This window comes from Peribacillus sp. JNUCC 23 (genome assembly GCF_053653995.1).
In genome coordinates this window covers 1,082,127-1,096,809 of record NZ_CM132202.1, presented here as the reverse complement: position 1 = coordinate 1,096,809, position 14,683 = coordinate 1,082,127, and the positions used below count along the sequence as shown (strand labels likewise).

The 14,683-nt window shown below is 39.2% G+C and carries 18 protein-coding genes; 6 read left to right on the top strand and 12 right to left on the bottom strand.

All coding sequences use genetic code 11. The features are described 5' to 3' along the window. Window positions 1-286: 286 nt before the first annotated feature. On the bottom strand, window positions 287-562 hold the full coding sequence (locus JNUCC23_RS05230; protein ID WP_454214684.1) for a gamma-type small acid-soluble spore protein: 276 nt from the start codon (window positions 560-562) through the stop codon (window positions 287-289). 88 nt (window positions 563-650) lie between these two features. After that, window positions 651-1,400 carry an enoyl-[acyl-carrier-protein] reductase FabL gene (gene fabL / locus JNUCC23_RS05225; RefSeq protein ID WP_062183471.1) on the bottom strand — a complete coding sequence of 250 codons (750 nt, stop codon included), beginning with the start codon at window positions 1,398-1,400 and terminating at the stop codon, window positions 651-653. An 85-nt stretch (window positions 1,401-1,485) separates the two neighbouring features. Between fabL and JNUCC23_RS05220 the strand changes: the two genes are divergently transcribed. Next, window positions 1,486-1,698, top strand: a complete 213-nt coding sequence (locus JNUCC23_RS05220; protein WP_062183474.1) for a hypothetical protein — start codon at window positions 1,486-1,488, stop codon at window positions 1,696-1,698. 214 nt (window positions 1,699-1,912) lie between these two features. Here the strand turns inward: JNUCC23_RS05220 and mutY are convergent, their stop codons facing one another. Next, window positions 1,913-3,019 (bottom strand): A/G-specific adenine glycosylase, encoded by a 1,107-nt coding sequence (mutY, locus tag JNUCC23_RS05215; protein ID WP_454214681.1) that lies wholly within the window; start codon window positions 3,017-3,019, stop codon window positions 1,913-1,915. A 532-nt stretch (window positions 3,020-3,551) separates the two neighbouring features. On the opposite strand from mutY, the gene JNUCC23_RS05210 reads away from it, so the two are divergent. Then, window positions 3,552-4,532: a metal-dependent hydrolase gene (locus tag JNUCC23_RS05210; protein ID WP_062183480.1), complete on the top strand. Its 981-nt coding sequence runs from the start codon at window positions 3,552-3,554 to the stop codon at window positions 4,530-4,532. Between the two features lie 132 nt (window positions 4,533-4,664). Here JNUCC23_RS05210 and JNUCC23_RS05205 read toward each other — a convergent pair whose 3' ends face one another. After that, on the bottom strand, window positions 4,665-4,928 hold the full coding sequence (locus tag JNUCC23_RS05205) for a YfhJ family protein (RefSeq protein WP_454214679.1): 264 nt from the start codon (window positions 4,926-4,928) through the stop codon (window positions 4,665-4,667). Window positions 4,929-5,052: 124 nt separating this feature from the next. On the opposite strand from JNUCC23_RS05205, the gene JNUCC23_RS05200 reads away from it, so the two are divergent. Beyond that, the gene (locus JNUCC23_RS05200; protein ID WP_062183486.1) at window positions 5,053-5,217 is read left to right on the top strand and encodes a small, acid-soluble spore protein K; all 165 of its coding nucleotides are present in this window, start codon (window positions 5,053-5,055) and stop codon (window positions 5,215-5,217) included. 54 nt (window positions 5,218-5,271) lie between these two features. Here the strand turns inward: JNUCC23_RS05200 and JNUCC23_RS05195 are convergent, their stop codons facing one another. After that, complete coding sequence (locus JNUCC23_RS05195) at window positions 5,272-5,592, bottom strand: YfhH family protein (RefSeq protein WP_062183489.1); 321 nt, start codon at window positions 5,590-5,592, stop codon at window positions 5,272-5,274. 113 nt (window positions 5,593-5,705) lie between these two features. After that, complete coding sequence (gene recX / locus JNUCC23_RS05190) at window positions 5,706-6,530, bottom strand: recombination regulator RecX (protein ID WP_454215990.1); 825 nt, start codon at window positions 6,528-6,530, stop codon at window positions 5,706-5,708. A 145-nt stretch (window positions 6,531-6,675) separates the two neighbouring features. On the opposite strand from recX, the gene JNUCC23_RS05185 reads away from it, so the two are divergent. Further along, window positions 6,676-7,581 carry a TIGR01777 family oxidoreductase gene (locus JNUCC23_RS05185; RefSeq protein ID WP_454214676.1) on the top strand — a complete coding sequence of 302 codons (906 nt, stop codon included), beginning with the start codon at window positions 6,676-6,678 and terminating at the stop codon, window positions 7,579-7,581. Between the two features lie 65 nt (window positions 7,582-7,646). Here the strand turns inward: JNUCC23_RS05185 and JNUCC23_RS05180 are convergent, their stop codons facing one another. After that, entirely contained in the window at window positions 7,647-8,081 is a 435-nt protein-coding gene (locus JNUCC23_RS05180; protein WP_049680179.1) for a DMT family transporter, read from the bottom strand. A 624-nt stretch (window positions 8,082-8,705) separates the two neighbouring features. Between JNUCC23_RS05180 and JNUCC23_RS05175 the strand changes: the two genes are divergently transcribed. Both JNUCC23_RS05175 and JNUCC23_RS05170 read left to right on the top strand, forming a co-directional pair. Beyond that, window positions 8,706-8,834, top strand: coding sequence for a YfhE family protein (locus JNUCC23_RS05175; protein WP_082190940.1), 129 nt, complete (start codon window positions 8,706-8,708; stop codon window positions 8,832-8,834). A gap of 195 nt (window positions 8,835-9,029) precedes the next feature. Then, complete coding sequence (locus tag JNUCC23_RS05170) at window positions 9,030-9,197, top strand: YfhD family protein (RefSeq protein ID WP_082190939.1); 168 nt, start codon at window positions 9,030-9,032, stop codon at window positions 9,195-9,197. A 37-nt stretch (window positions 9,198-9,234) separates the two neighbouring features. Here JNUCC23_RS05170 and JNUCC23_RS05165 read toward each other — a convergent pair whose 3' ends face one another. From JNUCC23_RS05165 to JNUCC23_RS05145, 5 genes are all read right to left on the bottom strand, one after another. Continuing rightward, window positions 9,235-9,756: a DoxX family protein gene (locus tag JNUCC23_RS05165; RefSeq protein ID WP_049680178.1), complete on the bottom strand. Its 522-nt coding sequence runs from the start codon at window positions 9,754-9,756 to the stop codon at window positions 9,235-9,237. Window positions 9,757-10,353: 597 nt separating this feature from the next. Next, window positions 10,354-11,454: a GerAB/ArcD/ProY family transporter gene (locus tag JNUCC23_RS05160; RefSeq protein WP_454214673.1), complete on the bottom strand. Its 1,101-nt coding sequence runs from the start codon at window positions 11,452-11,454 to the stop codon at window positions 10,354-10,356. Between the two features lie 56 nt (window positions 11,455-11,510). Next, window positions 11,511-11,732 carry a hypothetical protein gene (locus JNUCC23_RS05155; protein WP_454214671.1) on the bottom strand — a complete coding sequence of 74 codons (222 nt, stop codon included), beginning with the start codon at window positions 11,730-11,732 and terminating at the stop codon, window positions 11,511-11,513. After that, a complete protein-coding gene (locus JNUCC23_RS05150; RefSeq protein WP_454214669.1) occupies window positions 11,729-12,916 on the bottom strand; it encodes a Ger(x)C family spore germination protein in 1,188 nt (395 codons plus the stop codon). The genes JNUCC23_RS05155 and JNUCC23_RS05150 overlap by 4 nt, the downstream gene beginning before the upstream one ends. Window positions 12,917-12,966: 50 nt before the next feature. Continuing rightward, window positions 12,967-14,544 (bottom strand): spore germination protein, encoded by a 1,578-nt coding sequence (locus JNUCC23_RS05145; protein ID WP_454214667.1) that lies wholly within the window; start codon window positions 14,542-14,544, stop codon window positions 12,967-12,969. Between the last annotated feature and the right edge of the window lie 139 nt (window positions 14,545-14,683).

The following is a 14,683-nucleotide window of genomic DNA, read 5'->3' as shown; positions in this document are numbered from 1 at the left end:
GGTATAGTTGAACCAATCAGGTTTGTAGTTTCGCTAATACCTCCGCGTAGCGTAGGTATTAGCGATACTAGAACGGGACTAACAATCAGTGGGCACCACCCACTGATTGTTAGTTTCACTTTATCTATATGTATTCTTGCTTCATAGTAAATTTCCTTTAAAAGATTATGTAGGGATCAGAGAAGTTTTGTCGATATACATCGAACCTATTATTAAGACAACCTTCATCAAAAGGAAAAGACATCCTCATATAAGGATGCCTTTTCACTAGTGTATATGATTAGCCTTAAGATTGACCGTTTCTGTTTTTTTTGGCTTCAGCTTGTTGGTTTTGCTTCTGAACTTCTTGAACATTCGTTTCACTTGCAAATTCAGTACCATATTGCCCTTGCGCTTGAGCGTTTGCTTGACCATAGCTTTTACCCGCTTGTGCTTGTTGATTTTGTTGCTTTACTTCTTGGACATTCGTTTCACTCGCAAATTCAGTGCCGTATTGTCCTTGAGCATTATTTTGCTTTTGTACTTGTTGAATATCTGTGCCTGCTTTTGATTTCTTTACCATTCGTAATCACCTCCACGAATAATAAGTTAACCAAGAAAGCAGTTAGATATCCAAATTTTCATAACTAAATTTATCCAATTTTTTCCGTTTATACTAAAAGAGATATACCGCCATCTACAATAATTGTCTGACCTCGGATCATGCTTGCATCTTCAGATATCAAGAACATGATGGTTTTGACCATATCTTCCATTGAAACAATTCGGCCAGCTGGAGTTTCTGCGGCCGCTTCCGCCAATAATTCTTCGCGGTTCGGAAAATGCTTGAGTGCATCTGTATCAATAACACCGCCTGAAACCGCATTAACGCAAATGTTCTTCGGTGCCAGTTCAACAGCAAGGTAGCGGGTTAGTGCTTCCAATGCAGCTTTGGAAACTCCAACAGCAGTATAGTTTTTCAGGTATCGAATCGAACCAAGTGAACTGATACTGACCATCTTTCCGCCACCGTTTCTCTCCATAAGCTTCGCTGCTTGTTGTGCACAGAAAAGGAAAGCTTTACTGTTAATATCCATTGTCCAATTCCAGTGGGACTCCTCAAGTTCCATCACAGGTCTCTGAACGCCTGATGCCGCGTTATTGATAAACACATCTAATCGACCAAACACTTCTTCGATTTCTTGGAACATTGCTTTAATTTTTTCTACGTCTCCAACATTTGCTTTCACGACTAATGTTTTTCTGCCCATCGCTTCAATCTCAGCCGCTACTTCCAATGCTTTTGATTTACTACGTGCATAATTAATCACTACATCATAACCAGCCTCTGCAAGCGTCAATGCGGTGCTTCGTCCAAGTCCTTTACTACTTCCTGTTACAAGTGCTACTTTTTGTGTCATAGGTTGATCCATCCTTTCAGAACTAAGAATAAAATTTGCTTTTTAAATGAAAAATAGAATGATTATGCAAAAGGGAGTGAACAATATGTATGTTGGTCGTGATATGACAGAATTGTCGATGCTACAAAAGTCAGAATGGGATAAAGGTGAGCTTGCTTTTTTTCATCACTCTCTTCAACAAATGGTACCTTATTTAAACCAAGAAGGACAAGTGATTCATCGAGAAATTGTTGAAGAAATCGTAAATCGTGGTGGCTTAAATAATCTGGAAACAGATTATTCGAATACACATAAGTAAATACACGGAACCCAAATGATGCTAAGTCTAGCCTATTTAGGTTCTGTGTAATTTATTACTTTGCCTGAACAACCACACAAACTAGCAACTTTTCCAAAGAGTCTGACCCCGCACTAACTCACAGTTTCTAGCGATACCATTCACTTAATTTAAAATATAATGAGTGATTGCGCGGTCCGACTCTTCCTTATGGGGAAATCTTCCTCTATTTCACTCATTTTTTTTCTTTAAAAGCCGCCATCATTTTCTGGTGTGGGACAGGGAATGCATACTGTTCAAGATCCATCTCACTTACCCATTTGAATTGATGCTTTTCCATGATATTTTGGTCGATTTCTGCTGGAATAACACCAGAAAATGTATCAACATTCCAAACCAGATGTGAGAAGACATGCTTGATCTTTACCAAAAGCTTATCCAATTCTGATGTTACACCTAGTAACTCCTGCAATTCCTGATTGAAAAAATCTCGCTTTGCCAAAAGGCCAGTATGAATTTCAAAGTTAGGGAACTCCCAGAGATTAGCTAATAAACCTTCACTTGGTCGTTTATGAATTAAAAATTCACCTTTATGATTAATAAGTACCGCCGCCACAAGTGGTACCGTACGGGTTTTTTTCTTTTGGATTTTGATTGGCAGCTCTGATTGAACACCTTCCTTAAATGCTTCACAATGCTCCCGCACCGGACATAATAAGCATGCTGGTTTACCAGGTGTACAGATTAAAGCACCGAGTTCCATAAGGGCTTGATTGAAAAACGAAGTATTATCGTGGTCAATCAAAACCCTGACTGCTGCTTCAAAAGTCTTCCTCGTTTTCGGCTTAGCAATATCTTCTCGAATCAGCAAGATCCGTGAAAGTACGCGCATCACGTTTCCATCTACAGCGGGTTCCGGTTTTCCATATGCAATGCTTAAAATCGCACCTGCTGTATAAGGTCCTACTCCTTTTAATTGTGCAATTTCTTCAGGTGTATCTGGAACAACACCGCCATACGTAGCCTTCACTTCTTTTACAGCACTATGCAGATTTCTGACACGAGAATAGTAGCCTAAACCTTCCCATGCCTTCAAAACGCGCTCTTCATCTGCTTCTGCGAATTCATCAAGAGTAGGAAACCACTCCATAAACCTATTAAAATAAGGAATAACTGTATCGACTCGAGTTTGCTGTAACATGATTTCTGAAACCCAAACCCGGTATGGATCTTTATTCTCTCGCCATGGCAAATCCCGATGCTCACTTGCAAACCAAGAGATTAAGTCATGTTGAAATTGTTTACGATCTATTGTTTTTAATGCATTTTCTTCTTCTTTCACATTTCTTCCTCCAAGATGTTAACCTCATTTAAAGAAGGGAATATAAATAAGGGTGAACGTACATTTTTATTTCTTAACGTTTCAAAGTATATCATGTGATTAAATGATGTATAGTAGGAATAAAGTAAAACTTCCATCAGTGGTTTTTTTATCCCTCACTTAGGCTTCTTTGATTCCACTAAGCCTTGAGGCGGGGTATTACAGCCTGTTAAATTGGGGTAAAATAACGGTATATTAACATTTATAATTTAAATCCAGATATCATAAAAAAAACGGTTCATGACATGTAAGTTATTAGTGCGTGTTCAAAAAAGGGATAAAAAGAGCCAAGAAGTTCGAGGAGCGACCGTCTATACCTTGCACGTATGCAGTAGACCAGACTTGCACAGGTTGTGCTGACTTCTGTGTTGCTCGTCATGACGTCCGCGGTTTTAACAGATGGTCATTCATGAGCTTTGATGCAATTCGTAAGCCTTTTTACCGGACTTTTTGAACATCCTCTATTACTATCAAATACAAAGGGGTTGGCTTTTTGGATACAGGTACTCACTTTGTCATGGGAATCGCTCTTTCAGGGCTGGCCACTTTAGATCCTATCGTGGCAGACCATACACTCACTGCCCAAGCAGTTATGTTTGGTACAATTATTGGTTCCCAGGCTCCAGACATCGATACCATACTTAAATTGCGGAACAATGCTGTCTATATTCGAAATCATCGGGGAATTACCCATTCCATTCCAGCTGTTTTGCTTTGGCCCATTTTGATTACTGGCGTTCTTTACAGTATATTTTCTTCTTCTAATCTTCTACATCTATGGCTTTGGACTTTTTTTGCCGTATTTCTCCATGTGTTTGTTGACATTTTTAATGCCTATGGCACACAAGCCATTCGACCGATTTCTTCAAAGTGGGTAGCATTTGGCATTATCAATACATTTGATCCATTTATATTCGGGATCCATATTGCCGGACTCATTCTTTGGGGCTTCGGATTTCCGCCTGGCTATACGTTTCTTACGATTTACTTCATTCTGATTATCTACTATATCGCTCGCTTCCGAGAACAGCGATTCATAAAAGCTGCTGTCAAAAAGGCAATTCCATCTGCATCAAAGATTATTTTATCACCAACGATGCGCTACCATCGCTGGAAAGTGGCGGTTATCGCTGAGAAACATTATTATGTCGCTCGTGCAGAAAATGGAAAAGTAACGATTCTCGATACATTTGACCGGATTCCACTTCCCGATAGTGAGATTCTCCATACAGCGAAACACGATAAAAATTTAGCCGCTTTCTTGTCTTTTTCACCAGTATATCGATTTGAAATTGCTGAATTCGACGAATTTTTCGAGGTTCGATTCATCGACCTCAGATACCGTAGCAACGGATTTTATCCTTTTGTTGCCGTTGTTCATCTAGACCATGATCTTCAAATTAAAAATTCCTATACAGGCTGGATATTTAGCGAAGACAAATTGCGCAAGAAATTGAAGCTAATTCCACTTTGAAAAGGATCATTCAACATGCAAAGGGTCAGACCCCGCGACTACTACACACAGATTAATGAAGGATAAATAATCTTTAAACTGTGTGTTGATTGCGAGGTCAGACCCTTTCTTAGATCACCTATTTCATGTACATCAAATCTCATTTTCCCCTTGAAGCAAATGACGATATTTCGGATTTTTCGCTATAAAGTCATGTAGCCGTTCGCCATAATTGTCAATCCATTGTGTGACAACCTTCAAAGTCATTTCCGCCCCTGCGTATTCATGTCCTGCTTTTGCATAGGTGGCTTCAAAATCTTCCCATAGTAATTCTACCCAGGTTAATGCTTGCTCATAAGTGATTTGATCATTTTTTTGTAGCAGTCGTTCAGTTAATTGTTCTTTATATTCTTCCATTTATGTACTCTCCTTTACCAATTTTTTCACCTATCATTTAATCATACTTCCCAGATGTTTGCCTCATACTAATCATACGTGCCTAAGAAGCGCGACGATTCCTATTGTTTGGAGGAGAAAAAACATGAGAAATAAAGCGAGTAATTTTCAAAATCAAAACAAAAATAGGTTCGAAGGTGGGCCTCGTGCAAAAGCTGAATTTTCGTCAAAGCGTGCAGATGGAACGATTAATGACCATCCTCAGGAACGCATGAGAGCCTCAAACGAAAGAACCTCAGATAATATTTAATAGGTTGGTATAGGTCAGACGTTGTACCCTAACGGTTCGAGTCTGACCTTGCTTTTATTTTAAAGGTGTTAACATTGAGATTGGCAGGGCCTCATCCTGCTTCGTGCCGCTTAACCGATAGCCCCAGGCAAAGACTCCATTTAGGTAATCAATTTTGAAATATGTTCCTGGATCTCCTTCAATGCTGTACATTTCACCAGGCTTGAAATCTTTTGGATCAAGCAGATATGCTTTTGCCATCATCGCTTTCCGTTCAAGGACAGCAAATTCATTTACGATGCCAAGCTGTTCCGCTTTGCGCGCTTTCTCATGCAAACCTGCTATTTCTTGTTGAAGTTCATATGCTGACATTTGGCTATATCTTGCTTCACTCATTATTAGCACCTCTCTAAAAATACCGTCACCGGTCCTTTAGCTTTATTTTAATCAAAATGATCCACTCACACTTAAGCTTACCGAAATGAATCGACATCGGTCAACAGGTTTGATTAATCGTGTTCTTCATCTGATAAATATCGGTCAATCATTTCAATTGAAAAGCCCTTACGAAATAACGCCTGTTTCATTCGCTGCTCATATTCATATCCGGTATACCCCTGATATCGCCGTTTTATTTTTTCAGCCTGAAATATGAGTGACTGCCATTCTTCGTCATCATTTTTCTCAACCGTAACCTCTTCAAGCGCAATCGATATCACATCTCTAGGGAAGCCTTTTCGAGATAATATTTGGTCCAGCTTTTGTTGTAAGGCCCGCGCAGAAAGCTTCGTCTCTTTCTTAGTTGCTTTCTCAGCCATCATGATAGCATGTTCAATTTGCTGCTCACTCGGATATTCCACCATCGCTTGCTCAATAATCGAGAACTTGACTCCTTTTTCCCTTAACTCTTGCTGAATGATGATCGGCCCTTTATTTCCACCGTTCATATAGGTTCTTACAAAAGCACGAGCGAATTCGAGATCATCCAAGTACTTATATTTATATAGCTTCAAAACCGTTTCTTGTATAATCGGTTCATCTACTTCTCTTTTCTTTAAATACATACGAATTTCTTGCTCTGAACGCATACGGTGCGATAAATAATTCAATGCACTTGTAAAGCTTTTCTGAATTTCATCATACAGTTGAATATCGGCAAGATCATATTCATTGATTTCCATGCCTTTTTTTAGCTGAAATTTCAATAATACTTCTTCATCAACACTAAAGGCGTACTCCTCGCCTTTTCCCTTTCCATAATCCATGAAGACATTATAGCGGTCTGTTCGTTTTTGTTGTGTTGTTATTTTCGTAATAACGGCCAAGAATACCACCTCTTTGTCTAATGTACCATATTTGAAAGAAGGTTTATGCGAAAAAGAATCGAAATAAGTAACGATGGGAAAAAGAGAAACTTCCATCAGTTGGGGTATTACAGCTTGTTAAACGGGGATAAGGCTTGAATCAAGGAGGCAAATGATGAAAATTGCCATAGCAGGCGGAAGCGGCTTTGTCGGTATGGCTCTTATTCAAGAGCTTAGAAAAGAAAACCATGAAATCTATATCCTTACAAGAAATCCAGAAAACAAAAAGCCTATTACCGGTGTAAAATATGTGAAATGGCTTGATCAATCTGCAAGTCCAGAGAATGAGTTGGCAGGTATTTACGCATTCATTAATCTTTCTGGGGAATCGTTGAACAGCGGGCGTTGGACAGATAAACGTAAACGTATAATAGTCGAGAGTCGGGTCGACACAACGAAAGAAATGACTCGAATCCTTTCGATGCTTACAGAAAAACCGGCAGTGGTCATTCATGCCAGTGCCATCGGATATTATGGAACATCAGAAAAAGAGGTTTTCACTGAAAAGAGCGGAACAATTGATGAAGATTTTCTATCACGCACAGTACAATTATGGGAAAAAGAAGCAGCAAAGGCAAAAGCATATTGTGGTCGGTTAGTATTTGCACGTTTCGGCGTCATACTTGGCAAGAGTGCAGGGGCGCTTCCTATGATGGTCACTCCTTATCAATTATTTGCCGGCGGCACAATTGGAACAGGCCGGCAATGGCTATCTTGGATTCATGTTAAAGATGTTGCTAGAGCGATTTTGTTTTGTGTGAATCATGAAGCGATTAAAGGACCTGTTAATTTCAGTGCTCCATTCCCACAGCAAATGAAGGACTTCGGGAAAACGATAGGTACCGTTCTGCATCGCCCTCATTGGTTTCCTGTGCCACCGTTTTTGTTAAAAACCATGCTCGGCGAAATGAGTACCCTCGTATTAGAAGGACAAAAGGTGATTCCAGACGTTTTACAACATCATGAATTCACCTTTGCTTATCCCGATCTAAAAGCAGCTCTTCACGATTTATTAAAATAATTTTTAAACGTTAAGGACCATTTTGGGTCCTTTTTCTTTTCTAGTCTTTTTAGACAAATTTCTACCTACTTATGATTAAATAAGTAAATAGATCCCATCATAAGCACAATAGCTACCATTTTCTTTAAGTCAAGCGCGATTCTTTCCCCTCCAAACAGGCCAAAATGGTCGATGATCGCTCCCATTATAATCTGCCCTGCAATGACGGCAAAGAGAGCTGAAGAAACTCCGAGCTTCGGAACTGTCATTACCATGATGATTACATAAAAAGCGCCAAGTAATCCGCCAATTAATTGTCCTTTCGGAGCCTCAGAAATCGCAAGCAAATTCCCCTTTCCGAAAAAAAGCACAATGAAAAATAAAGCTGCTGTGCCGACAGAAAATGAAATCAACGAAGCTTCTAATGTCCCAACTTTTTTTCCAAGACCTCCGTTGGTCACTGCCTGGACTCCAACAGCAAGTCCACCAGCTAGTGCCATCAACAAGTATATCCATTTCACAAACTCCATCTCCCTTATGTACTCTACTTTATGTTCTTAATGTTCTTACAAAAATCCTACATATGGATTTGCGATAAACTCGAGAAACATCCCAAATTCCATTATCGAATATTTCCAACGATTCCAATTATGCAGGAATCTAAACAAATTGTGAAGGAGAACTTCTGAATAGGCAAATTTCAGCCCATTAAAAATATTATCATTGTTTATTTACTTATTGGGAGTCTTTTCAATTATTTTAGAAATTTAGGCAACAACGTAGATTTAGGATGGCAGTAAGATGAAGGAGAATTTCCGTTATTTCTCTACATAAAAAAAAGCAATATTCCTCAAGCTTTTTGCTTTTGAATATTGACCTCTATTGGTTTTATAATTTTATTACCACACTCTTTACAAATCTCAGTCTTCCTAGTCAACGTTAAACAATAATTACAATAGTATCGCTTCATACTCAACCTCCTTTTCATATATTTAGTTTAATCCAGCTTTATTTTATCTGTGTATGAATTTTGTTAAGAAATTCTAAACTTTGACACTTACTGGGATCCGCCTTAAAAGATTCATCGTATAAAATCAGTTTGATTGGAAAAAATATGAACAACTGCTAAATAGGAGCTGATGAAAATGGGAAGCAAAAGAAAAGAAAAACTGGTCAAGAACAAATTAACATCCACACAAGAATTTCTTTACTCAAGGGACTTTAAAAAAGCGGATCGTGCTGGTGGATACGCGTCATCCGGCAAACTATATTAAGCTGGAGGGAATTTCCGCTCATGATATTTTGATTTCTACAAAAGCTAAATGAGGGTATCTCAAAAGCAAAGGGTCAGACCCCGCAACAACTAAATACAGTACATAATTAGTATCTGAAACATTACATACTGATTTAGAGTGCGAGGTCAGCCCCTTATGAGACATTCTCATTTTGCATGATAGGGGGAATTAAGAATGGCGAAAGAGCTTAACCAACAATCAGTTCAACGATTCAAAAATCAGAAAAGCGATGGACTTGATATTGAATTTTCCCAAGAACTTGCTGACCATGACGATTTAGAAGCACAACAACGCTCACAAGCAGCCGATAAGCGGGCAAAACAGAAACGTAATACACATTAAGAAGAGGATGACTCACTGAGTCATCCTCTTCTTAAGCTTAATGAGCAATTTCTCTTTTGCGAAAAACCTTTCCATTCCCCTTATCTTTACCTATCCATCCTTTAATGAATGGAATTGCAAAGCGGTCTACACCATAATTATATGCTCCTGCTCCTGCAAAAAGGAGAATGATGGCGATTGTATAGAAAACTGGATTCGTGCTTATCGTCCCTGCTAAAAGGAAGTTAAGATTCATGAAAGCTCCTGCAATTAACGCTGGAATTGTTGCCGCTCCAAGAATTAGTCCGACCCCTACTAATATTTCACCCCATTGAACGAAGAAGCTAAATAGTTCTGCATTTGGTAAAGCCACTTGTTCAAGGAAGCTTGCGTACCAACCTTGTACTGCCGGGTGGTCTCCACCAGCTTTCGCTATCGCTCCTTGGATAAATCCACCTGCATTGAATTCACCACTAGTAAGTTTGCCCCAACCACCCATTACCCATTGAATGCCTAACCAAATTCTCAATACTGCCCAAACTCCACTAATAATCGGTCCGTTATTCCAATTCGTTTTCATTCTACATCTCTCCTTAAAAATAATTTAACGAAAGTTTGTGAAATTATTCACATGAGTACTTAAAAAAAATGCTTGCTGTTCCATGATTAGTTTGTCTAAAATATAGTTTGTGAATGTTTTCACTAACTTTCTGTACATTCATCATACTACCCTCCTTTCACATTTGCAATAGCGTTCACAAAGTAGTAACAAATATTTTTTATTCCTTTTTTCACTAAATAAAACTTTTAATATGCACTACAGGTTTATGTCTTCTACGCTGGGCATTCAATTCGAAAGTCCCATAGAGCTATACCGACAATATGATACATAATCTTTTACGCTTGCTATAATATTGAGCTCATTCAAATTCAAACATTGCCGCCGATTATTAAATAATCTATAAAGTGAAACTTCAATGAGTGGGAGGTCTTACTCCCCAACTCATTGTTAGTCCCGTTCTAAAGACGCTAATATCTTCACTCAGCAAAGATATTAGCGTCTCTACGAACCGGGATAAACTTCCACCGATCCTGGACACAGACTTTTCACCTTTCTACAAAAGCTCCTTTTCAACGACCATACAATCACCAGCGGCAAGCCATTAGCTGTATAACATTAGCTAGATTCAGTTTTTTTACGTTTTTTTTTCCGTAAAACAGCTATCAACAACAACAACAGCGGAATAATCGTTTGAACGATTATTCCGAACAATGGGAAGGTTCCTTCATTAAAACGCTCTATTTCCAATGTATTAGGAATTGACCAAAAACCAAATACTACAATTAGAATCCCGATCGGCCATATTATAGGACGATAGTCCGAAAGTTTTAGCCATTGTGCAGTACTTAAAACAGCCACATAATAAAACCCTGATATTTTGATAAACGTACCTACAATCCAAATAGCCATGACGGCAGACTCGAAATTTTCAAAAAATTCAGCGATACTGATATAGCGTGCTACATTCATCAGAGGATAAACCTTTGAGCTTGTTGCTGACCCGAGTACAAAAAGAACAACCAGATTCACCACAACCAACGTCACCATTACAGCAAATACCGTCAGCATTCCATATTTCATTCCCTTTTTTTTATCCGTTAAAAAAGGGAATAGAAAAATCACCATAAAAAATTCGGTGAACCATCCACTTGGCACAATCGCCCCCTTGATTGGTGGCCAGATTCCGTCCCCTAATATCGGGAAGATATTCTTAAATTCAAAATCAGGCACTACTAAGATAATTAAAATGAGAAGTGGAAAGACAAATAGAGGGAAAAACAATTGAGCAGCCCTCCCTATTACTTCTAAACCTCCATATACAATAAAAGCACATAATAATACCATCGATGCCATGGTAACGCTAATTGGAGTACGAACTAGAAACGAATCGACAATAAATTCGGCATACTCTCTGAGAATTACTCCTGTAGTTTGGATATAAAAAAATAAAAATAATAAACCAAGAATTTTACCCAGTAACCTACCTAAAATATATTCACTAAATTGAATAACCGTTTGTTTTGGGTAAAGTTCATGCAGTTTATACACGGTATACACCGTCACATACCCGATGATGGATGCGAAAATGGGGGACAACCATAAGTCGTTTTTAGCATATTTGGCTGTTATGCTCGGCACCCCAAGAATAGCAGAAGCTACAATCATTGGATACATCATAATTGCCATCTGAAGCGCAGAAATTTTACCTTTCTCCATCATCTTGCTCCTTTCTACGATAGTAAGGAAATATGAGATGCCTTCCACTTATACAATTATTTTTCCATAAACTTGCCAAACGGCTTGAAAAGCGTGACAATCCATGAAGTCGGTCCTCCCATATGGGGAAGATCGAACATGGACAGCACCCAACCGATGAGGAGAAGTGTAAAAAAAGCCACTTTGTCTTTATTAGGGGTTTGTTTCATTTTCGGCCATTCATACAAAATGATCAGTACCACGATGATCGTTGTACCTACAAAAGCCCCCCATCTCATTGTTCTTTCACCTCTTTTTCAGGCATTCCACCTGGTTTGTTTATATAGCCCTGTCTACGAACATGAGCCTTTATTTCGATTTCTAATTCTATCTCAGGGAATATCTTATCCCAGCGACCTTCGTTTTCTTTCCATTGTTTAGGGTATTTACGAAAGAACTCTTCACCGAAACCTACAATATCGGCCTTCAACACTTGCTGTGTTTGTTGAAAAGCTAGTTTAATACGCTTTTCTATTTCTTTTGCAAACGCTTTTTCTACAGCCCTTATTAATTTTGTACTTGAAAGGTTCAAATTCGTTCCATTCTGGATGATAGATCCTTCTGTATCAATCTTCACGACCATTATCCATTTCTTATTTTGAATTACAGGAACCAACTTTATAGTAGCCTCAATGGGATTTATTGATATCTTCCCTTTTCCAGCACCTAGTTTAAAGGTAACTGTGGATGCCACTATTTCATTTCTTATCCACAATACTCCTCTTGTTTCATTTTCTGTCAGCTTTCCTATCATTTTATCTTTTTTAAACACTGCCGTCCCGACAATGTAAGGCTTCCCTTGTGATTTCTCTTGCCCCTTCTCTGGGGGTAGAATATCAACTCTTGGAAGTGCGGCTGCTTGAGCAATACCGATTAACTTTTCATCTAAATCCTGCAATGTTACCTGCATTCCGAGATGTAAATCAGAAATTTCCCGAAGTCTTTCCGCGGAATAGCGCTCTAAAGGAGCAAATAATTCGAGGATAGGCTTTGCTTTTCCTTCACTGACATACACATACGCTCTCTCTCTTGGCTGCGGATGACGGAGCAAAAAATCCATCTGTTCTTGGATTCCTGCCTTCGCTAACCTTTCGCCGAATATAAACACTTTACAATGTCCCCAAAAAACTCTGCGTGGGAACTCGCTTTGAAGCTTGGATAATGCATCTGAAATATTAGAACCTTTATGGGATGTCACCAACGTAACAGCTCCTCCTCCCCCCGTTCCCCCTCCTTGACCACCTCCACTACTTAATGCTTTAGGGATAAATATTTGGAGGGATAGTTCGATTTGATTGTCATCTTTTTTATCGATTGCTGCTGCTGTAACAATGGCCAAATCATTAACTTCCACTCGATCCCAGCAACCGCTTACTAATAAGGTTACTCCGCTTACTAAGACCAAAAGAAAGATGTTCTTCATAAAGAGACGCCCCTTTCCTTTCTCCAATTTTTTATCCCGTCTCCAATCTTTTATTTCGTTCCACCTCCCCTTTTTGGATTTGGTGCCTGTTCTGGGGACTGACGGTATAAGTTAGATTCTCCAGTGAGGCGTGGTCGTGTATCCATCATCCACCAAGGAGCTCGCCATAGCACATCTTTCAACTCACCGCCTTTTAAAGGTGCTAGTGGCGATAAATAGGGAATGCCGAAAGAACGTAAACTGCATAAGTGAATGACTATAGCGATAATTCCCATCATAATGCCGAGCAATCCTAATGTACCTGCAAGTAGGATGATCGGAAAACGCAGCATCCTGATCGCAATTCCAGCAATATAACGAGGCATCATGAAAGAAGCAATTCCCGTAATCGCCACGACAATGACCATTGGTGCTGAAACCAATCCTGCTTGAACGGACGCTTGGCCAATCACAAGCGCTCCAACAATACTGACAGCGGAGCCTATTTGCTTCGGCAATCGAACCCCTGCCTCCCTCAGTGCCTCAAACGTAATCTCCATGATCAACGCCTCTACTATGGCAGGAAAAGGAACCGCTTCTCGAGACGCTGATATGCTAAGCAGTAGCGCTGTTGGTACCGCTTCCTGATGGAAAGTCAAAATAGCAACATAAAGGGAAGGTAGCAAAAGAGAAATTCCAAGAAATGCAAAACGCAACCATCTGATAAACGTGCCAACCATAAAGCGTTGATAATAATCCTCATGTGATTGAATTAAAGAAAAGAAGGATATGGGAGCAATTAAAGTAAAAGGAGTACCTTCTACAAGAATGACAGCCCTACCCTCCAGCAAATTAGAACAAGCGATATCCGGCCGTTCTGTTGACATAATCTGAGGGAATGGTGAATACGGATTGTCCTCAATCATTTCCTCAATGTACCCACTTTCTAAAATGCCGTCTATCTCGATTCGCTCCAATCGACTCGTTATCTCTTCAATTAGCGTTTGATCTACAAGGCCATCAATATACGCAACCGCAACAGTCGTCTTCGTATAATTCCCGATTTTCATCGATTGGATTTTAAGAGCAGGACTTTTAATAATACGTCGTAATTGAGACGTATTTATTTCTAAAGATTCATTAAATCCTTCTCGAGATCCCCTAATTCCTCCCTCTGCTATTGGTTCTTCAATCCCCCGCTTTTCCCATTTGGCCAACCCTAAGGAAAATCCCTCACTCTTCCCTTCATAGAGAAGGATCGGATTTCCAGAAGAGATGGATTCTATACAATCTGCCAACATATTCATTCTTGTTACTTGGGAAACGGGCAGTTTATGTTCAAGAAATTCATTGATTGATTGTGGCTCGTTGACTGGTTCCTGCATGAGTGGAGAAAAGACAAATTCTTCTATCTTCTCAATGTCAGAAAGACCCTCAATATAAATAACCATCGCTCTTATTTTTCCGAAAAGTAAGAATGAACGGAAAACGACATCTGAACAATTATTATAAACGGAACGAAATGTTTCGACATTTTGGTTGAAGTTTTTATAAAGGGTATCCTGCGGCTTAGAATCCTCGTAATTCTTTTGTATTTGCGGCTTCGTTTCTTTCGTTTTCCTTACTAATTTACTGATATTACGAATCAAGCTGATCCCCCTCTTTTTACTGGTGACCCTAACTCCTTTTTCTATAATTCTACATTTAGGGTATTCTATACAAGAAATCCTGAAATTGGCGTGAATATCTTTTCTGAACTTAGGAATTTCTTAAGAGATAAAATTCGCA